Below are 20,186 nucleotides of genomic sequence, written 5' to 3' on the forward strand. Positions count from 1 at the left end.
ATGCCGTCACTTGCGAGACCGTTCGAGGCTAGGGACATCTTCCTGCTCCGGGCGCCGCTGGCACCCGGAGCTGAGGGACTCCCCCTGCCGCGCGGCCCTGAAGGAGGGCCCCGAGATCTGTCCGCCTGTGCCCAGCTGCTCGCGTCCGTTCCCGGCGACAGCGCGCTGAGCGAGGCACTCGACCTGGCCTCGCCGAGCCTCAGCGCCATGATCCGCCGCGTGGCGGAACGCGGCGCCGGGGCGATCAAGGCGGGCCAGCTCCGCCGGGCAGCGCTCGCGGTGCTGCGCTACGACATCCGGATGCGGACCCGGCCCACCCCGTTCGGTCTCTTCGCGGGCGTCGCGACCGGGCAGTTCGACTCCGCTGCCAAGGCCGAGAGGGGAACGGCGCACAGCACCAGGACCCACGCCGACATGCAGTGGCTCACCCGGATCGTCCACCGTCTCGAGTCCGACCCCGCCGTGCTCGCCACGCTCACCGTCCAGGCGCATCAGGCCCTGGTGCACCGCGGTGACCGGCTGGTCCTCACCTCGCCCTCCACCCAGGGAGTGCGTCCCGGCGACAGCGGAGAGGGCCGCTCCGTGGTGTCGGTGCGCAGAACGCCCGTGGTGGAGCGGGCAGTTGCCGAATCCCGGGCTCCTCTGCCCTACGGGGAACTGGTCCGGCTCACCACCGCGGCATTCCCCGGGGCACCGGCGGAGCGGGTGCGGGCCCTCCTGGCCGAACTGATCCGCCAGGAGATCCTGATCACCGGACTGCGGCCACCGCTCGACGGCGGTGATCCGCTGACCCACGTGCTGAGCATCCTGGCGCGGGTGGAGGCCCCCTCCGGGGACACACGAACCATCCACGACGCCTTGCTGACGGTGGAGCGAGAGCGGCAGGCGTACGACGAGCGCCCCGTCGGCGAGGGCGGTGTTCAGCTCGGCCGGTTGCTTGCGGCCGCTCGCTCGGTGGAGCCGGACGACACCCCCGTGCACATCGACACACGCCTCGATGCCGCGCTGCATCTCCCGTACCAGGTGCGCGAGGTCATCGAAGAGGCCACCGGCGTGATGTGGCGCCTGTCGCGCAGCAAGCTCGGGCTCTTCGCCCTGCGCGACCACCACCGTCGCTTCCTCGACGTCTACGGGACCGACCGACTGGTCCCCGTTCTCGAACTCCTCGACGAGGCAACGGGTATCGGCGCGCCGGCAGGCTACGGCTGGCCCAACAGCGAGGCCGCGCCTGTGACCCCCGACGACCCGCGTACCGTTCGCCGCGACCGCACGATGGCGCGACTCGTGGCCGCAGCACAGCGGCGCGGGCAACGCGAAGTCGTGCTCAGCGACGCGGACATCGACGAGCTGTGTCACGACACCGCGAACCCGGCCGACCTTCCCAACTCCTGCGAGGTGACGGTGCAGGTCGCGGCCCCGTCCGTCGAGGCCCTGGACGAGGGTGACTTCCGCGTCTTCCTCTCCCCCTCCCCCGGCTCCCACCGCGCCGGTTCGACCTTCGCCCGCTTCGCCGACCAACACCCGCACTGGCGCGAGGAGTTCACGGCTCTGCACCGCGAAAATCCCGTTCATGTGAAGGCGGCCCAGCCCGTCGACCTCGCCTTCATGCCGCGCTCGGGCCGTGCGGCCAACCTCGCACACACCGTGCCGGCGACCGGGCGGCGCATCACCGTCGGCCTTCCCGACGCCCCGGGAACCGAAGAGCTGCGACTGAGCGACATCGGCGTCGGTGCCACCCTCGACCGACTCACCGCCGTGCACATCCCCACGGGCCGTGAAGTCGTGCCCGTCCTCGGCAACATGGTCAGCGCTCCGGCGCAGGCACCCAACGCCGTCCGACTGTTGTGGGAGGTCGGGCTGGAGGGGCAGCGACTGTGGGAGCCGTGGAACTGGGGTCCGCTGGCCGACGCTCCGTTCGTGCCCCGCGTGCGGTACGGACGGTTCGTACTGGCCTGCGCCGTGTGGCGTCCGGACGTGCTGAGGGCCGACGCCGAGGAGCTGCGAGAACGCGGCGAGGGAAAGGACGGACGGAGCGGCTCCGCGGATGCGGACCGGGACTCCCTCGTCGCGAAGTGGCGCAGCGACTGGGACGTGCCACGTCACGTCCTCGCCGTCACGGCCGACCAGCGGCTGCTGCTCGACCTGGAGCTGGCCTGGCACCGCGAGTTGCTTCTCGATCAGGTGATCCGTCACCCGGATCTCATCGCCCAGGAAGTCCCCGGCGAGCACGAGAACTGGATGGACGGCCCGCTCGCGGGGCACACCACCGAACTGGTCGTCCCGCTGGTCCGGCGCGACGACACCGCCGGCCGGCGCCCGTACGCCGGACACCTCCAGCCGGCACGGACCGTGCACGGCCTGGGCGGCGAGTGGCTCTACCTCAAACTGCACGGTTCGGCCCGCACACAGGACGACGTGCTGCGCGACCGCATCCCCGAACTGGTCGGCCTGGCAGGCGAGAAGGGGGCCGACGGCTGGTTCTTCATCCGCTACACGGACGACGGCGGCCACCACCTGCGACTGCGGCTGCACGGCCCCCGCCCCGGGGACCTGTGGGGCGAGGTCGCTCCGGCCGTCGGGGAACTGCTGCGTCGCTGGCAGATGGAGGGCATCCTGCGCAGCCACGCCCTCGCCCAGTACGACCCGGAGACCGAGCGCTACGGAGGCCCGGGGGCCCAGCACCTGGCCGAGCAGGTCTTCAGGTACGACAGCGAAGCAGCGATCGAGCTGCTGCGCCTGGCCAAAGACCCCTCCAACGAGTACGGCATCGACGACCTGGCCGTCGTCTCGTGCGCGGCCCTTGCTCATGCCTTCGGGCCGCCGTCACCCGGCAATCCCCTCGTCACCGAGAACTGCGGTGACGACGGCGCCGCCGCATGGCTGTCCATGACCGGCTCGCGACGCGACCTGCCCGCGGCCTTCCGTGCCGGATCGGCCCGCTGGCGCCGACTCATCGACCCCTACCGCGGCTGGCCGGCCATATCGCAGGAGACAGCAGGAGCGCGTGCGCTGGAAGCACTGCGCCCCCGGGACGAGGCCGTGCGCGAGCTGGCCACTCTCATCAGGGAATCGGGCGAGACCCCGGAGGGCCGGGTCGTGGGAAGCCTGCTGCACATGGTCTGCAACCGCCTCTTCGGGGGTGAGAGCGCCCGTGAGCTGACGGTGCTCGGCATCGCACGGGGCGCCGTACAGGACCACCTCAACCGCCGGAGGCACCAGTCATGAACGACACGCTCGTACGCGGCGAGGAAGCCGTGTCACTCGTCGCCCAGCGGCTCGCCGACCCGGAACACGTCGCCTCCGTCGCCTCGCGCGACGACAACCGCGACCCCATCTACGACGCCGTGATGTGGGGGCCGCTGACCCTCGCCAACGGGCTGCCCGGCACCGCGCTCCTCTACGGCGAACTCGCCCGCACCGACGAGACGTGGCGTCAGGTCGCGCACCGGCACATCACGGCGGCGGGGCAGGCGATGAACTCGGCACCCAGTCGCGGGCTCTTCTCCGGTCCGGCCGCCCTGCTGGCAGCGGCTCAGACCTGCGCCGGTCCGGAGGGACACTACGGCTCGCTGCGCCGCAAGCTGGCCGCCTGGGTGGCACAGGACCAGACGGAACGGCTCCACGTCTTCGCCGAACAAGCACGCTCGGGCCGGACCGGAGTCGACTGGGCCGCCTACGACATCGTCAACGGGCTCTCGGGAACAGCGCGGCTGCTCCTCGACTCCGCGGCCGATCCGGCGGAGGCCGGGCCGGAAGTGGAGGCCGCCCTGAAGGCGTCGCTGCGCCATCTGGTCCGCATCACCGAGCCGGCGCGCGTGGACGGCCACGACGTTCCGGGGTGGTGGGTCCCCGTCGAGCGGCAGATCAGCGAACGGGACCGCGAGACCTATCCCCGTGGCGACTTCAACCTGGGCATGGCACACGGAATCGCCGGTCCCCTCGCCGTCCTCTGCTCGGCCGTCGAGAGCGGACGAGAGGTGCCCGGAACCCGCGAGGCGATCCACCGCATCGCTGACTGGCTCATCGGCTGGACGCTCCACGACGAGGCAGGCCCGTACTGGCCCGCCCGCGCCGGATGGGACGACGAGACGGCCCCGGACCGCCCGGGCGCCCTCTTCACACGAACTGCCTGGTGCTACGGCACCCCCGGGGTGGCAGCCGCCCTGTACCGCGCCGGCAGCATCGTGAACCGTCCGCAGTGGTGCGCCGCCGCGACGAAGGCACTTCGGGCGGCACTGCGCCGGGACGAGTCTCTTTGGGCCATCGAGGGTGCCACCGTCTGCCACGGCTATGCCGGGCTGCTGCGCGTACTGACGCGCGTGAACGAGTCCGCAGAGGACCCGGAGCTGCTCGCCGGTTGTCGCCGCCTGACCGGCAAGTTGCTCGAGTGCGCCGACGAGGAGGCGCCGTTCGGCTTCCGTCACCTCATGCGCTTCCCGGCCGCGGCCCGCTCACCCATTCCCCACCGGGCAGTCGACACCGCGGGCATGCTCGAGGGCGCCGCCGGCGTGGCGCTGTCGCTGCTGCCCACCGGCACCGGCCCGCTGCCGTGGGACCGAACGCTGGGCCTGGCATGACGGGGCCACGGGGGACGGGCGCTACGCGGATGGCGACGGTGACGGAAGTGAGCGAGGCGAGGCAGCCGTCCGGAAGCGGCACACCCGCCTTCGAGATGAACGGTCTCGTCGTGCGCTACGGCAAGGTCACCGCGGTGGACGGCGTGTCGGTCAGCTCACCACCCGGCCGCATCACGGCGCTCCTCGGGCCCAACGGGGCAGGAAAATCCAGCATGTTGGGCGTGCTGTCGACGGCGGCCCGGCCGGACGCGGGCACGGTGCGGATCTTCGGCCACGACGTGCGGAAGTCACCCATGTCCGCGCGCCGCCGCCTCGGCCTGGTCTTCCAGGAACGCACCCTCGACAAGGAACTCTCCATCGAGCGCAACCTGTGGTTCCACGCGCGCCTGTTCGGCATGAAGCGCGACGACGCACGGGCACGGACACGTCTGATGCTGGACCTGCTCGGGCTCACGGACCGTCACCGGCAGCCGGTGGAGGAGCTCTCCGGCGGGCTGGCCCGCCGGGTGGAGATCGCCCGCGCCCTGCTGCACCGGCCGGGGCTGCTCATCCTCGACGAACCCACCAACGGCCTGGACCCGACAGCGCGGGCCGCCGTGTGGACCGACCTGCTCCGGCTCCGTGACGAACTCGGCGTCACCGTCCTGTACTCGACGCATTACATGGACGAGGCGGAGTTCGCCGACGAGATCGTCATCCTTCAACAGGGCCGCGTGGTGCGGCAGGGAAGCATCGAGCAGCTCAAGAGCAGCCTGGACTCTTCCCGTGTCGTGGTGACGTGCGCGGACGAGGACGCAGCTGAGCGCCAGCTGCTCGCAGCAGGCTTCGAACCGCTGAGCGAGCCCGGTGGGGTCGCCGTGCACTGCCCCGATCCGGAGGCCCAACTCGCCCGCGTGGTACGGGCGCTCGACGTTCCTGGTCTGACGGTATCGGTGCACCACCCCTCCATGAACGATGTCTATCTGGCTGCTGCGGCCGCTGACGGGGCACCGCAGGAGCGGGAGAGTGTGAGCACCCCATGACCGCGACAACGACGGCCCCCGCCTCCTCCCCCGCTCCGGCCACGGGCGGTTCCCACCCCGCAGAGGACGGGCAGCTGCGGGTCGCCCTGCGCGCCGTCGCTGTCATCGCGCACCGCGACCTGCTGCGGCAGGTGAAGAAGCTGGGTGTGCTGTGCAGTCAGGCCGTTCAGATCCTCTTCTTCGTCCTCGTCTACGCGGTCGGCTTCGACGGGATGGTCGGATCCGTCGGCTCTCTGCCGTTCAGCGCGTACGTCTTCCCCGGGATCATCGCCATCCAGGTCGTCTCCATCGGCATCGCCTCCGGACAGAGTTACGCGTGGGACCGGGAGTACGGCGTGCTGCGGGAACTCCTCGTGGCACCGGTGCCACGGATCTGCCTGCCACTGGGCAAGGTACTGGCAGGCGCCGGGATGGTGACGCTCCAGAGCATCGTCATGCTCGCCTTCTCCCCGCTGATGGGTGTGCCGCTGACTCCGGCACGGTTCTTTGCCGCGGTCGGCTCCTACGCGCTCGCCGCCACGGTCTTCAGCGTCATCGGACTCTGGCTGGCCACCCTCATCAAGCGGGTCCAGACGCTTCAGGCGACCGTGCAGATGGCCATGTTCCCGATGCTGTTCCTGTCCGGTTCGGTCTTCGCCCCCGGCGACGCACCCGAGTGGCTGGCCTGGATCATGCACGCCAACCCGATGACGTACGCCGTCGACCTGTCCCGCCAGACCCTGCTGGGCGGTGGAGGCTTGCTGCCCTGGTGGGCGGACCTGTGCACGCTCGGCGCAATCCTCGCGGTCGTCCTCGCGCTGCTGCGCATCCGGAGCGGACGATGAGCCCGACGACCGACGCACCCTCCTGGCCCGCGCTCCCCGCACACGCCGGCGCAGAGGAACATGCCGCGCCCGGGGCACCGCTCACCGACGAGGAGGCCGCGGGCCGGGTGCTGTCCGGGGCCCTGCGCTGGACCGAGGCGAATCTGGAATGGTTCGCACCGCAACGCTGGCAGGAGTACCTCCCGCCGCGTCCCTTCGGGCCAGGTCCACTTCTCGAACTTCTCAGCCTGATACGGGTGCTGGAGCGCTCGGGCCTCATGCCCCTGGATGCTCCGCTGCGGCTCAGGGCGCTCGACCTCGCCGAAGAGGCCGCGCACACCGATGACTTCGCGCGCGGGATGGAAAGGGGCGACGAACTCTTCCCATATCACCTCAATCTGATCGGACTGCTGGAGTGCCTGGGGCATCCGCAGCGCGAGCTCCGGACACGGTGCCAGGCGCTCCTGGCCGCCGGCTCCGGCGGCCACGCCCTGCCGTACAAGCCCGTGCTCAACAGGATCGAGTTGCGCTACTTCATCGACCGTGCGGGCTTCACCGCGCCCTCGGCGCTGCCGGGCCTCGGCACGCTGCACCGGCAGAGCATCGCCGCACTCGGCCCCGACGTACTTCAGCTGACCGAGAGCGAGATCTACGCCTTCACGCACGTCCTGTTCTACGTGACCGATTTCGGGCAGCGCCGCGATCTCCTGGGCGACCCGGAGGAGTTGGCGAGTCTGCACGAGACCGTACGGGTACTGCTCGGCGTCCATCTGGCGCGCGGCAGTCTCGATCTGCTGGCCGAACTTCTGCTCTGCGACTCGGCGTTGTCGTCGGACGAAGAGGGTGTCCAGAACGGCCGCCCCGAGCCGGGCCAGGGCGGCGACTCGGGCGACGGCTCGGAGTTCCTGGTGAGCGCCGGCTGGAACGCGCTGGTCCGGGCAGCCCGCGCGGACGGCTCGGTCCCCAGCCCCGTGCACCGTCCCGACATCCTGGCCGGCCTCACCGGTGACAAGGCCGCCGCCTACGTATTCGGAACGTGCTACCACACCACCCTGGCGGCGGCCCTGGCTGCGGGTGTTGCACGAGCCGCTGTCCCGGAGGGCTCCCGGGCTGATCGAGCCGGTAGGTCCTGCACACCCCCGCGTGTCCCGATGCCCCGCGCCGAGCCCGAGGAGATCCGGCGATGGGCGCGGGCGGCATCCACGGTTCCCGGGCCCGCGAGGGCCGGCGAACCCGGGGCTTGCCGTGGGCATCTGGGCCCCCTGCTCGTCCTCGCCGTCCAGGCACGTGACCCGGACGTACTGGCGGAAGTGCTGCGTGCCGCCGACCGGCAGGGCCAGAGCGGCGACTTGCTGGTTCGCTCGGCGAATGCCCTGCTGGCGGCCTGGAGCCACTGAGGTCGGTCGCGCAAGCACGGCCCCGCCTGGGCTGGCCCGTTGAGCGGTGGTCAGGGGTACGGCGGCTCCGTGGAGTGATCCAAGAGTCCTCGATGCATTCAAGTTCGTGAACTCCACGGCGCGCGGGCCGAGTTGTTGCACCGGTGCCGCAGCATCGGGCTCCCGTACGCAGGACCAAGCGTTCATCCAGGCTCATCCAATGCGAGCACCTTCTTCACCTTGCCCCACCCCGCCACCACCGCGTCCCCATACAAGGACGATGTCCATGTATACGAATTGAGGTTATGGTTGTGGCCAGGAAGGTCGATCGGGCGTGCGGCCGCCGATGCGAAACCGGACGCCCCGCCCTCGGCCCCCATCGCTCCCGACACCAGGACACAGCCGTGAACACGACGCACAGCGGCCCGCATACCGCTCACCGGGCGGACGACGTGACACCCGACAGGCTCCGGCGGATCAAGGTCTCCTCCGTCCGCCTCCCTCTCGACACACCCGTCAGCGACGCGAAGGTGCTCACCGGACGCCAGCGGCCGATGACCGAAGTGGCCCTCCTCTTCGCCGAGATCGAAACGGACAACGGGCACGAGGGGATCGGCTTCAGCTACTCCAAGCGCGCGGGCGGGCCGGGGCAGTTCGCCCATGCGCGGGAGGTGGCGCCCGAGTTGATCGGCGAGGACCCGAGCGACATCGGCCGGCTCTGGACGAAGCTCGTGTGGGCGGGTGCCTCCGTGGGCCGAAGTGGCCTGGCCACACAGACGATCGCCGCCTTCGACGTCGCCTTGTGGGACCTGAAGGCCAAGCGTGCCGGTCTGCCGCTGACCAAGCTCCTCGGTGCGCACCGCGATTCCGTGCGCTGCTACAACACCTCAGGCGGCTTTCTGCACACTCCTGTCGAGGAACTCCTCGACAACGCCTCCGCTTCCCTCGCCGGCGGAATCGGCGGAATCAAGATCAAGGTGGGCCATCCCGACCACAAGGAGGATCTGCGGCGGCTGACCGCCGTGCGCGAGGAGCTGGGTGACGAGGTGCCCCTGATGGCCGACGCCAACCAGCAGTGGGACCGGCCCACGGCCCGTCGCATGGGCCGTGCCCTCGAGGACTTCGGACTGGTCTGGCTCGAAGAACCCCTCGACGCCTACGACTCCGAGGGTCACGCCGCCCTCGCGGCCTCGCTGGACACACCGGTGGCGACCGGCGAGATGCTGGCGTCCGTCGCCGAGCACTGGGAGTTGATACGTGCCGGCGCGGCGGACGTGATTCAGCCGGACGCGCCCCGCATCGGCGGCATCACCCAGTTCCTCAGGCTCGCCACTCTCGCCGAGCACCAACATCTACAGCTCGCACCGCACTTCGCCATGGAGATCCACCTCCACCTCGCGGCGGCCTATCCGTACGAGCCGTGGGTCGAGCACTTCGACTGGCTGGAGCCCCTGTTCAACGAGCGCCTGGAGATCGGCGACGGACGCATGCACGTGCCGTTCCGCCCGGGCCTCGGGATCACCCTTTCCGCGCAGGCTCGTGAATGGACGCGGGAAGAGTGCGAGATCACCGACCGTCCGTGACAGATGGACGGCACCCGTTCGCGAAGTCGCCCGGCTCAACTCTCCGATCACACAGCCTCGTTGGCCGCGCGGCCGCCGCCCCTCCGTTCGCTCAGCGCCCGCCGCCGAGCAGGGACCCGGCGTCCGGCACTGAGGGGTCGAGGCCCAGCTCGGTCAGGATGCGGTACGTCGTGGCCGTCGCGGCGGTCAGCACCGGCACCCCCGAGGCGTCCTCCACGTGCTGGACGGCCGGCAACGACGGCATCTGCACGCACGCGGACAGCACGATCGCGTCGGCCCGTGCGAGGTCGAGACGCCGCCAGTGCTCCCGCAGACCCGACGGGTCGAGACGGGCGACGGCCAGGTTGTCCGGGACCTCGAGGCTCAGTGAGTCGACGACCTCGGTCCCGGCGTTCTCGATGTAGTTCACGACAGTCTCGGTGAGCGGCTTCATATAGGGGGTGATGACCGCGACGCGCTTCGCGCCGAGCGCCTCGATCCCGCTCAGCAGCGCACCGGCGCTGGAGACGACCGGAACCTCCGCACCCTGCCCTGTGAGCACGGCGGTGATCTCGTCCTCGGCCGTGCAGTGGTGCCCGGGGCCCTGCGCCATGATCGCCACCAGGCAGGCGGTGGCGACGACGTCGGGCCGGGCGTCGGCGAGTTCGAGGGCGGCGCGCTCGGTCTGCGCGTTCATCTCCTTCAGCTGCTCCGGCGTCACCTTCTGCATCCGCATCCGGCTGCTGTGGAAGACGAAGCGGTCCTCCGGCAGGGCCTCCTCGCGGGCCCGCAGCATGCGCGGCAGTTCGGTCTCCATCGTCAGGTTGGAGCTCGGGACGATCATGCCTATGTGGTGGTCTGCCATGAGAGCCTCCAGCATTTCGGGCGGCATGGCCGACGGGGACGGCCGCACACAGAGTTAATCCGGACACGTACTATCTGGCCTAGAGCATCTCCCAGCGGTAGCTGGGGGAGCAAGACCCTCGCGCGGTCACTTTCCCCCGCGACACGCTCCTGCCCAGAGCGGGAACCCGCTCAGGCGTCCCCGGAGAGCCCTTCCCAGTGGTCGGCGAGCTCTGTCAGCTCCCGCATCAACTGGCTGCGGTCCGCGCGGGATTCGTAGTGCTCCAGCAGGCGCTCGTCCAGGGCCCGCGCCCGGTCGTCGGCCTCCCGGAGTGCCCTCTCCCCGTCCTCGGTGAGAAAGAGCAGCTTGCGGCGCCCGTCGTCGGCTGCCGTGCGGCGCACTATCAGTCCGCGCTTCTCCAAGCGCCGGGCGACGTCCGCCATCGTCGAGGTGTCCAGCGCCACCGCCGACGCCATCGCGCTCTGGTCGTGGCCCGGCGCGGCGTCCACCGCGGTGAGCACGGCGAACTGCGGGCCTGTCAGGGTCGAATCGACGCTGCGCACCCATGCCGCGAGGTATGCCTGGTAGAGACGGCGCACCTGATATCCGGGCGCGGCGAGGAGCGCCGCGGGCGGGGCAGCCGTACCCGAGGCCGGTGAGGTCTTGTCAGCCATGGGCCCACTAAAGCACGGCGACGTGACGCCGTGTTCCGCGCCTCCCGCGGCCCCGCTCACACACCGGCCCGTTCACGCCAGCATGGCCCGCAGCGTCTCCCGCAGAGCGTCGAGGGCGGCGTCCGGTGCGTCCCAGAAGACCATGTGGCCGGCGGAGGGGATGCAGGTCAGCCGGGCCTGTGGATGCTTGAGAGTTGCCTCCTCGACGCAGGCCGGGGGGACGACCGGGCTGTCCTCCCCGTAGAGCAGCGCCGTGGGTGTGGGCACCGAGGGCCACCAGTCGAAGAAGTCCTCGGCCTCGAAGCCGTGGTGCGTGGCGCGCAGCGCCTCCTCACCGCAGCTGGAGAGCCACCGGGCCCGCAGCTCCTGCTCACGGCGGGGCCAGCGGGGCCATGCCCGGGCGACCTCGTCGGCGTCCGTGCCGCGCCGCGCCTGTTCCAGCTGGCCGAGGAAGGCGGCCAGCGTCGTCGGGTACGGGTCCCTTCCGGGGCCGCTCATGGGCGGGTCGACCAGCACCGTGCCGAGGAGCGGCGCCTTTGCCTGCACGGCGGTGACCGCCGCTATGCGGGCGCCCATCGAGTGGCCGGCCACCACCGGGCGTTCGAGGCCGAGTCCGTTGATCCATGCCTCGGAGTCCTCGGCGTAGGCCTCCAACGAGTAGCTGTCCCCGTCGTCGGAGAGGCCCCTGCCGCGGATGTCGGGGACGATCGGGCGCACGAGATCGGTCAGCTTGCGTGCGACGAAGTCCATCGTGACAGCGGGGCTCGTGATTCCCGGCAGCAGCAGCATCGGCACGCGTCCGCCCGCGAGGTCGTCGCCGTAGTCGAGGGCGTGCAGCCGCAGCGCCCCGGAGCGCACCCAGCGGCTGCGGGCCGGCACATCGGCGAGGTCGGCCAGGGCGGGCTGGGTGATGAACCGGTCTGTCATGGGTGGTTCCTCGCTGGGGTGGTACGGAACGGGCGGGAAACAGATGGGGATTCGGCAGCGCGCGCCACCGGTCAGCCGGACGGACGGTCGGACACGGTGGAGTCGGGCAGCTTGCCGAGATACGCGACGGCATCGGAGAGCGGTACGACGTCGCCGTACTTGGCCTGGATGTCGAACAGCGCGGCGTCGTGCGGTCCTTGTGCACGGTCGCCGGCGCACTCCTGCGGCACGAGCACGGGGAAGCCGGACTGCACCGCGTCGACCACGGTGGCCCGTACGCACCCGCTGGTGGTGGCACCGCAGACCAGCACGGTGTCGCATCGGAGGGCGACGAGCGTGGCGGCCAGTGACGTGCCGAAGAACGCCGACGCGCCCTTCTTCACGACGAGTTGGTCCTCAGGGCTGCGCGGCAGCCTCGGGTCGAGCGCGACGGCCTGGCTGCCTTCGACGAGGGCCCGCATGCCGTGCGCCTTCTCCAGCCAGGTCACCGAGTGGCCCTCCGCTTCGGCCCGGCTGTAGGCGATCGCGGTCCAGATCACCGGGACGCGGGCGGCGCGCGCCGCGTCCACCAGAGTCGCGGTCGCCTCCACGACGTCCGTCAGATCGGCGCCTGACGGGTAGGAGTCCTCGGTGAATCCGCGCGTGAGGTCGACGACGACGAGCGCCGGGTTGCTGCCGCGCCGCACCGGTGCTCCGAAGCCGGCCCGCTCGTAGGTGCGGTCGGTCTCCTCGCCGTAGCGGCCTGCCTGCAGGGGCTCGCTCAACGGGACCTCCTCGCAGCCGCACCGCACCGGTACCGTTCGCCGCCGAACGCCCGGCTGAGCAGCCATCCTTCGAAGAGACCGAACGCGAACGCTCCCACCACTGGTGCGTACTTGGCCGCGGCCGGGCCCAAGAGCACGGCGAGGCCGTCCAGTTCGGCATCGGGGGCAGTCCCGGTCTGTGCGACGGATGGCTCCGACTCCCCTGCGGAGGCGGGCGCTCGGGCGGCCCTCGGGCCGTCACCCGCCATGGCCGGTGCCGTGCCTCGGCGCTCCTCGTCGAGCAGGCTGCCGAGGTTCACCGCGAACTGCTTGAGGATCCTGTCGGAGACGGCGGCAACCGCGCCCTTGCCGAACTGCGCGATCTTTCCGCGGATGACGAGGTCCGTCGTCATCCGAAGTTCTGCGCCCTCCGGTGCTTCCGCGACCTCCAGGCCGACTTCCGCCTCGGCGTCGCCGCTGCCGTGGGTGTCGGCGCCCCGCGCCTGTACGCGCAGCCGCCGCTTCTCCTCGTCGACCTCCAGGAACCGCACCGTGCCGGCATAGGCGGCGGTGATGGGGCCGACCTTCACCTTCACCCTGCCCGTCCAGGCGTCGCCGTCCCGGCCCTCCAGCGTCGCTCCCGGCATGCACCCCGCGACGCGCTCCACGTCGTTGACGAGCGCGAACACCTCCTCGGGTGATGCCTTCACCGGGACCGCGTTGTCGATCCGCATGGAACCTCCTCCTGCTCTTCTGTGCCGTCGGGGCGTGTCATCCGGATGTGTGCCGTGCGGATGTCTCACGGTCCGGCTGCGCCTCGACCGGCCGTGCCTCGTCCAGGCGCTGCTGGAATGCTTCGCGGCGCCGCGTTGCGCAGTCGTCGATCGCCTCGACGATGGTCTGGTAGCCGGTGCAGCGGCACAGGTTGGAAGCGACGACCTCGCGTATCTCCTCCTTCGTCGCCTGCGGCCGCTCGGCGAGGTACCCCTCGGCGAGCATCAGGAATCCGGGTGTGCAGAAGCCGCACTGCAGTCCGTGGCGCTCGCTGAACGCCCGTTGCAGGTCGTTGAGTTCGCGTCCCTCCGACAGCGATTCGACCGTGCGGAGCTCCCGTTCCTCCGCCTGCGCTGCGAACATCAGGCAGGCGCGCACCGGCCGGCCGTCGAGCAGCACCGTGCAGGCGCCGCAGATGCCGTGTTCGCAGCCGACGTGGGTGCCCGTCAGGCGCAGGTCGTGGCGGAGCACGTCGACGAGGGTGCGGCGGGCCTCGGTGAGCAGTTCGTACGTCTCGCCGTTGACGCGCAGGGTGATCAGCTGCTGGTGCCGGGGATCGTGGGAGTGGGAGGAGTGCGCCGTTCCCGTCATGAGGTGTGCTCCAGTGCTCGCGCGGGTGACGCTTCGAGCGCGTCGGCCACCGTCTCGGGCGTGATGGGCGTGTTGTTCAGCTCGACGCCGGTGGGGAGCAGCGCGTCGTTGACGGCGTTGATCACGGCGGCGGGCGCGCCGATGGTGCCGCCCTCCCCCACGCCCTTCGCGCCGGTCTCGGTGAACGCGCAGGGAGTCTCGAGGTGGTGGATGCTCACGTCGGGGATCTCGAGCGCGGTGGGGACCTTGTACTCCATGAAGCTGACCGCGGACGGTGCGCCCTGCTCGTCATAGGTGACCTGCTCGAAGAGCGCGCCCGCGATGCCCTGCGCTATGCCTCCCCGGGTCTGGCCCTCCACCACCTTCGGGTTGATGGCCACTCCGCAGTCCTCGACGCAGACGTAGCGGAGGATCCCGACGCGTCCCGTTCCCTCGTGGAGTTCGACGACGACACCGTGGGTGGCGTTGGAGAAGGTGCCGTCGTTGAAGACGTCGAAGGTGGCGGTCGCGGTGAGCCCCGGCTCGACGCCCTTGGGCAGCAGATGCGACCTGAGGTAGGCGATGTCCGCCAGTTCGCGGTGGGGCACCGAGCCGCCGGTCGCGGGGTGGGCGACCAGCCCTTCACCCAACTCCAGTTCCTCGGCGGGCACTTCGAGCACGGAGGCGGCGATCGTCTTCAGCTTCTCGCCGAGCTTTCCGGCCGCCAGCCGCACCGCGCTGCCGCCGATGGCGATGGAGCGGCTGGCGAAGGTGCCCCAACCGTAGGTGATGCGGTCGGTGTCGCCCTGGTGGATGCGCACATGCGCGATGTCGAGGCCGAGTTCGTCGGCAGCGATCTGGGCCATCGTCGTCTCGTGGCTCTGGCCGTGGCTCATCGTGCCGGTGGTGACGACGAGGGCGCCGCTGGTGTCCATCCGCACCTCGGAGATGTCGAAGCCGGGGACGACCTCCATCTTGCGCTGCGCGAAGGCCGCGGAGCCGTAGCCGGTGCGTTCGCTGAAGCAGGAGTAGCCGATGCCGATGTGACGGCCCTCGGCTGCGGCCTCCACCTTGGCCGTGTACCAGCCCTCCTCCGTGAGCACGCTCTCGCACAGGTTCAGTGACTCCAGATAGGAGCCGGGGTCGTACGTCACGTTGTTGACGCCGGTGTAGGGGAACTGCGTGATCAGGTTGCGGCGGCGTATCTCCGTTGCGCCCAGGCCGAGTTCGCGTGCGGCACGCTCGAAGATCCGCTCCATGACCATCACGTACTGCGGACGGCTCACACCCCGGTAGGGCGCCGTGGGCGCCTTGTTGGTGGTCACGGCGCGCGCCCGTACGCGGTAGGCGGGGACCTTGTACACGCCGGGCATCTCCGCCGAGGCCATCAGCGGCTCGATGCCGGCGGTGAAGGGATAACAGGAGTAGGCGCCCATGTCGCAGACGATCGCGGCGTCGAGCCCGAGGATGCGCCCGTCGGCGTCGAAGGCGGCGCGCACGTCGTAGTGCTGTTCACGAGCGAGGAAGGAGGCACTGAGCGCGTCCTTGCGGTCCTCGATCCACTTCACCGGGCGTCCCAGGCGCAGCGCGGCCGCGCCCACGGCGATCTCCTCGCGTCCGACGACGCACTTCAGGCCGAAGCCGCCACCCATGTCGGGCACGACGACGCGGACGGCCCGTTCGTCGAGTCCCAGGCAGCGGGCGGCAGTTGTGCGCACCTGGTGCGGCACCTGCGTGGAAGTGCGCAGCAGCAGCTGGTCCTCACGGTCGTCCCAGTCGGCGAGGACGCCGCGGGTCTCCAGGGGAAGGGCGTTCTGCCGTCCCGTACGGGTGTCGACGCTGACGACGCAGGACGCCTCCTCGAAGACGTCGTCGATGCCTTCGGTGGCGAACATCGACACGTCGAGCAGGGTGTTGGCGCTCGCCTCGTCGTGCACGAGCGGAGCGCCGGGGGCGAGCGCCGCTTCCTCGGTGAGGACGGGCGGACGCGTCTCGTAGGTGACCTTCGCCGCCTCGGTGCCGTCCTCGGCCGCATACGGGTCGCGTGCGACCACGACCGCCAGCGGCTCCCCCGCGTAGCGGACGCGGTCCCGAGCCAGCACCGGCATGCCGGTCGGCACGAACTCGGTGAGGGGACGGCCCAACCGCGCTGTGATGTCGGCGAGTTCGAGGTCGGCCGCGTCGAACGCCGCGACGATGTCCGGCACTTGCCGTACGGCGGACAGATCGAGCGAGGTGACGATGGCGTGGGCGACCTGGCTGCGCACGAACTGGGCGTGCAGTGTGCCCGGCACCTCCAGGTCGTCGGTGAAGCGTCCGCGGCCGGTGAGCAGCCGCGGGTCCTCGCGGCGTCCGACGGAGGCGCCGATCCAGGCGCCGTCCCTGCGGCCGCCGTGGTCACCGTCGTTGCCGAGGCGGGGTTTGTCACCGCCTGGACGGTGACCGCCGTGATCCTGCGTCATCGGGCCGTCGCCTCCTCGCACGCGCGCTCCACAAGCGTGCGGATGAGCCTGCGCCGATGGCGCGCGCTGCCGTTGGCGTCCGCAGGGGGAGATTCGACCGCGGCGGCCGCCGACTCGGCGCATCCGGCGAAGAGTCCGGGCCCCACCGGGCCTCCCCGTCCGAGCACCGCCTCCGCCTCGGGGACCCGCACGGGCTGCGGCGCCACCCCTCCCAGCGCGACGCGGCCCCCGGTGACGCTGCGGCCGTCCCCGTCGAGCCGGAGGTCTACGGCGGCGGCCACGACGGCGAAGTCGCCCCGGCGCTCGGCGAATTCGGTGAGCGCGGCATTGGGCGCGGGCCGTGGGAAGTCCACCTCGACGAGGATCTCGTCGGGTGCCAGCGCGGTCGTGTAGTAGCCGTGGAAGAAGTCGCCGGCCGGGATGCGTCGCTCCCCCGACGGGCCCCGGGCCACCAGCTCGGCGTCGAGGAGCACCGCCAGCAGGCACCACTCGGCGGTGGAGTCGGCGTGCGCGAGGCTGCCGCCGACGGTTCCGCGCGTGCGGATCGGCAGATGCCCGATCCAGCGCATGGCCTCCCGTACGACGGCGAAGCCGGGCCCCACGGCCTCGGGCGGCGCGGTCTCCACGGCGTGATGCGTGGCGAGCGCTCCGATGTGGAGGCTTCCGTCGGGGTCGGTGCGGACGCCGTCGAGCCCGTCCAGCCCGCCGATGTCGACGAGGTGCTCGGGCCGCGCCAGGCGGAAGTTCATCATCGCCACGAGGCTCTGGCCTCCCGCGATGATCTTCGCTTCGTCCCCGAGTTCGGCGAGCAGGCGTGCTGCGCCCTCGACGTCGCGCGCACGGTGATACGTGAAGGCGGCGGGCTTCATCTCACTCCTCTCCTGCTGCGGCGTTCCGGCCGCACGGGGCGGCCCGGACGGCGGACGCGCGGGTGATCCGCGGGGAGTCCTGCGGGCACGGATGCGAGGGCCCACGCATCCGTGCCGGCAGGACGGCCTCAGCCCTTTACGGGCGTCTTCTCAGCGGGCCGTGGAACAGTCATCGGCTCGGCCACCGGCTCATCGTCGATGTCGTCGAGGTCCTTGCCCTTCGTCTCCGGGGCGCCGAAGGCCATCCAGATCACGGCGAGGACCACGACCGCGCCCAGCACCGCGAAGGTCAGGGGCAGTCCGAGCAGCGGCCACATCAGCGATCCGAAGAGCATCGGGGCGAATCCTGTGCTGATCCGGCTGACGGACGAGGCCCAGCCGAAGCCGCTGGCGCGCAGCGTCGTCGGGTACAGCTCGGCGGCGTAGGCGTAGAGCACCGGGATGGTCAGCTGGATCAGGAAGCCGAAGGCGGCGATCGCCACCATCGCCGCGGTCTCCACCTTCAGCACCATCGCGAAGGCGACCAGCGCTGCGGTCGAGACCGGTGCGGCGACGCCGATAAGCCACTTGCGGCCGACGATGTCGACGAGCCACGTCGAGACGAGGACGCCGAGGATGCCGACGCCGCTCATCAACGTGGGACCCATGAAGGACGCGGTGTCGTTGTAGCCCTCGTCCTTGAGGATCGACGGCATCCAGGTCAGGGCCGCGTAGTAGACCAGCATGATCGTGATGAACAGCAGCCAGGAGACCGAGGTGATGCGGGGGTTGTACTTCCACAGCCGCCTGAACTGCTCGACGCCGGCGCGCACCCCGCCGGGCCGGTCGGAACCGTCACCGGCCGCGGGCGCGGGTATCTCGTACTGCTCGGGAAGGGCTCCGGTGCGGGCGGCGAGGCTGTCGATGACCTGACGCGCCTCGGCCTCCCTGCCGACCCGGGTGAGGTAGATCGGCGACTCGGGCACGCCACGGCGCACCCAGAACAGCAGCAGCGCGGGCAGGACCATGGTCGCGAGCATCCAGCGCCAGTTGCCCGGCAGCGGCACCATCATGGTCGCCACCAGGCCGCACAGGGTGACGCCGACAGGCCACCACAGGTCGAGCGCGGTCAGGATCCGGCCGCGGTACTTCCTCGGTGAGAACTCGCTGACCAGGGCGTAGTCGACGGGAATGCATCCGCCCAGGCCCACGCCGGCGAGGAAGCGCAGCACGAGGAATACCGAGTAGTCGGGCGAGAGCGCGCCGAGCACGGAGAACACCGCGAAGATCAGCAGCGTCGCGCTGAACGCCCTGCGGCGCCCGATGCGGTCGGCGATGGCACCCCAGACGACGGCTCCTACCGCCATGCCGACCAGGTTGGCCGTCGCGACGAGACCGCTCTCGCCGACGGTGAGGCCGAAGTCCTTGGACAGCAGCGGCATGAGGAAGCCGTTGAGCGCGATGTCCCACGCGTCGAACAGGTAGCCGAGGCCACCGATGATGAAAATCCTGCCCTGGACGCCCCATTTCCATGGGAGTTCCTGGACTATCTGATCGCCTGTCTTCACAGTTCGCTCCACGGTTCGGTGATGGGCTCGTGCGCGTCGCCTCAAGGACGACGCCGACGCCGGTTCGCTCGCCGGTCAGCGGGAACGTCGCATCGACGTGCCCGCGCGGCTCACCGGGGGAATTGGTAGGAGAAGGCCCCCAGGTCGGGGTCGTTGAGCGGCGTGCCGCTCCACAGCCAGTCGTAGGAGACGTCGGACTCCCCGTCGAAGCGCTTCAGCTTCTCGTCGCGCTGCCGCTGCTCGGGTCCGTCGGGGTAGTGGTAGAAGGTCTTGTTCCGCAGCGAGGCCTGCTGCACCATGCCGGCGTGCTTGGCCCGCCGGTCCACGTAGCGGCGCAGCGCTCCCCGGATGCCGTCGGCGGTGACGGCGCCCAGTTCCTCCGCGAGTACGGCCGCGTCCTCCATCGCCTGTGAGGCGCCTTGTGCCTGGTAGGGAAGCATGGCATGGCACGCGTCGCCGAGGAGCGCGACGTGATCGTCCATCCATACGGGGTCGGGACGCCGGTAGTGCAGCGCGAAGCAGGACACGTCCTCCTTCGCCTTGGAGAGCATCGCCGGGACCCTGTCGTCCCAGCCGGGGAAGGCGTCGGCCAGTTCCTGCGCGCTGGAGGGCACCACCCATTTCTCGGCGACCTCGTCGGTGCAGGGAACGCAGGCGACGACGTTCAGATACTCGCCGCCGCGGATCATGTAGTGCACGAGGTGGCGGTCGGGGCCGTACCAGATGGTGCTCTGGAAGCGGTCCACCAGCCATCTCGTGGCCGGGTCGGCGGCGATCAGGTCGCCCGGGATGAGGGCCCGGTACGCCATCTCGCCGGAGAAGTGCAGGGTGTCGTCGGCACCCATCTCGTCGCGCACCCGTGAGCGGATGCCGTCCGCCCCGATCAGGGCGTCGGCCTCGTACCGGCAGCCGTCGCCGGTGAGGGCGGCGGGACGCCGGCGGTCCGTCCGGTCCAGGCCGGTGACCTTCTTGTCGGTGTGAAGGGTGATCACGGGGCCCGGGCCGTCCGGATCCGTGCAGGCCTCCAGGATCACCCGGTGCAGATCGGCGCGGTGGTAGTGCCAGTACGGGGCGTTGTACGTGCTCTTGCAGTACTCGCCCAGCCTGGTCAGGGCGACGACGCTGCCGTCCTTCCACCTGCGCCGCACCTGATCCTGCGGTTCGGTGTGGATTTCCTCCAGCTGCCGGCGCAGTCCGAGTCCGAGCAGCACGCGGCTGGCGTTGGGCGCCGTCTGAATCCCGGCCCCCACCTCTCCCAGCTCGGGGGCCTGTTCGAGGACGGTGACCCGGATGCCCCTTTGGCGCAGGGCGAGCGCGGCGGTCAGACCGCCCAATCCACCGCCGACGACGATGACTTCGAAAGACTGGCTGGGCGCCAAGGCTCCTCCAGGACGAGGGGTGGACATCAAGGTCTGCGGCCAGGCCGGCGGTGCGGC

Annotated in this window: 16 protein-coding genes; 6 read left to right on the forward strand and 10 right to left on the reverse strand. The window is 70.7% G+C overall.

The window, feature by feature from the left end; all coding sequences use genetic code 11:
* The 6 genes from I004_RS0124745 (at position 1) to I004_RS0124770 (ending at position 9,361) form a co-directional block, all read left to right on the forward strand.
* Positions 1 to 3,225 (forward strand): lantibiotic dehydratase, encoded by a 3,225-nt coding sequence (locus I004_RS0124745; protein WP_037977640.1) that lies wholly within the window; start codon positions 1 to 3, stop codon positions 3,223 to 3,225.
* Positions 3,222 to 4,577: a lanthionine synthetase C family protein gene (locus tag I004_RS0124750; protein WP_028437705.1), complete on the forward strand. Its 1,356-nt coding sequence runs from the start codon at positions 3,222 to 3,224 to the stop codon at positions 4,575 to 4,577. Before I004_RS0124745 ends, I004_RS0124750 begins: the two co-directional genes overlap by 4 nt.
* Before the next feature lie 47 nt (positions 4,578 to 4,624).
* Complete coding sequence (locus I004_RS0124755; RefSeq protein ID WP_486580227.1) at positions 4,625 to 5,599, forward strand: ABC transporter ATP-binding protein; 975 nt, start codon at positions 4,625 to 4,627, stop codon at positions 5,597 to 5,599.
* Entirely contained in the window at positions 5,596 to 6,423 is an 828-nt protein-coding gene (locus I004_RS35860) for an ABC transporter permease (protein ID WP_051345393.1), read from the forward strand. The genes I004_RS0124755 and I004_RS35860 overlap by 4 nt, the downstream gene beginning before the upstream one ends.
* Positions 6,420 to 7,799 (forward strand): DUF6895 family protein, encoded by a 1,380-nt coding sequence (locus tag I004_RS0124765; protein ID WP_028437707.1) that lies wholly within the window; start codon positions 6,420 to 6,422, stop codon positions 7,797 to 7,799. The genes I004_RS35860 and I004_RS0124765 overlap by 4 nt, the downstream gene beginning before the upstream one ends.
* Before the next feature lie 383 nt (positions 7,800 to 8,182).
* Positions 8,183 to 9,361 carry an L-talarate/galactarate dehydratase gene (locus tag I004_RS0124770; protein ID WP_028437708.1) on the forward strand — a complete coding sequence of 393 codons (1,179 nt, stop codon included), beginning with the start codon at positions 8,183 to 8,185 and terminating at the stop codon, positions 9,359 to 9,361.
* Positions 9,362 to 9,452: 91 nt separating this feature from the next.
* Here the strand turns inward: I004_RS0124770 and I004_RS0124775 are convergent, their stop codons facing one another.
* From I004_RS0124775 to I004_RS0124820, 10 genes are all read right to left on the reverse strand, one after another.
* Positions 9,453 to 10,205 carry an aspartate racemase/maleate isomerase family protein gene (locus I004_RS0124775; protein WP_028437709.1) on the reverse strand — a complete coding sequence of 251 codons (753 nt, stop codon included), beginning with the start codon at positions 10,203 to 10,205 and terminating at the stop codon, positions 9,453 to 9,455.
* Between the two features lie 170 nt (positions 10,206 to 10,375).
* Positions 10,376 to 10,858, reverse strand: coding sequence for a MarR family winged helix-turn-helix transcriptional regulator (locus I004_RS0124780; RefSeq protein WP_028437710.1), 483 nt, complete (start codon positions 10,856 to 10,858; stop codon positions 10,376 to 10,378).
* 72 nt (positions 10,859 to 10,930) lie between these two features.
* Positions 10,931 to 11,785 carry an alpha/beta fold hydrolase gene (locus I004_RS0124785; protein WP_028437711.1) on the reverse strand — a complete coding sequence of 285 codons (855 nt, stop codon included), beginning with the start codon at positions 11,783 to 11,785 and terminating at the stop codon, positions 10,931 to 10,933.
* A 71-nt stretch (positions 11,786 to 11,856) separates the two neighbouring features.
* A complete protein-coding gene (locus I004_RS0124790) occupies positions 11,857 to 12,549 on the reverse strand; it encodes an isochorismatase family protein (protein ID WP_486580229.1) in 693 nt (230 codons plus the stop codon).
* Positions 12,546 to 13,262 (reverse strand): SRPBCC family protein, encoded by a 717-nt coding sequence (locus I004_RS0124795; protein ID WP_028437713.1) that lies wholly within the window; start codon positions 13,260 to 13,262, stop codon positions 12,546 to 12,548. Before I004_RS0124795 ends, I004_RS0124790 begins: the two co-directional genes overlap by 4 nt.
* A gap of 37 nt (positions 13,263 to 13,299) precedes the next feature.
* Positions 13,300 to 13,893, reverse strand: coding sequence for a (2Fe-2S)-binding protein (locus tag I004_RS35865; protein WP_051345394.1), 594 nt, complete (start codon positions 13,891 to 13,893; stop codon positions 13,300 to 13,302).
* Positions 13,890 to 16,334 (reverse strand): xanthine dehydrogenase family protein molybdopterin-binding subunit, encoded by a 2,445-nt coding sequence (locus I004_RS0124805; protein ID WP_078511775.1) that lies wholly within the window; start codon positions 16,332 to 16,334, stop codon positions 13,890 to 13,892. The genes I004_RS35865 and I004_RS0124805 overlap by 4 nt, the downstream gene beginning before the upstream one ends.
* Complete coding sequence (locus tag I004_RS0124810; protein ID WP_028437715.1) at positions 16,331 to 17,203, reverse strand: FAD binding domain-containing protein; 873 nt, start codon at positions 17,201 to 17,203, stop codon at positions 16,331 to 16,333. Before I004_RS0124810 ends, I004_RS0124805 begins: the two co-directional genes overlap by 4 nt.
* Before the next feature lie 128 nt (positions 17,204 to 17,331).
* Complete coding sequence (locus I004_RS0124815) at positions 17,332 to 18,750, reverse strand: MFS transporter (protein WP_028437716.1); 1,419 nt, start codon at positions 18,748 to 18,750, stop codon at positions 17,332 to 17,334.
* A 110-nt stretch (positions 18,751 to 18,860) separates the two neighbouring features.
* The gene (locus I004_RS0124820) at positions 18,861 to 20,129 is read right to left on the reverse strand and encodes an FAD-dependent oxidoreductase (protein WP_028437717.1); all 1,269 of its coding nucleotides are present in this window, start codon (positions 20,127 to 20,129) and stop codon (positions 18,861 to 18,863) included.
* Positions 20,130 to 20,186 lie beyond the last annotated feature (57 nt).

This window comes from Streptomyces sp. TAA486, from assembly GCF_000426165.1.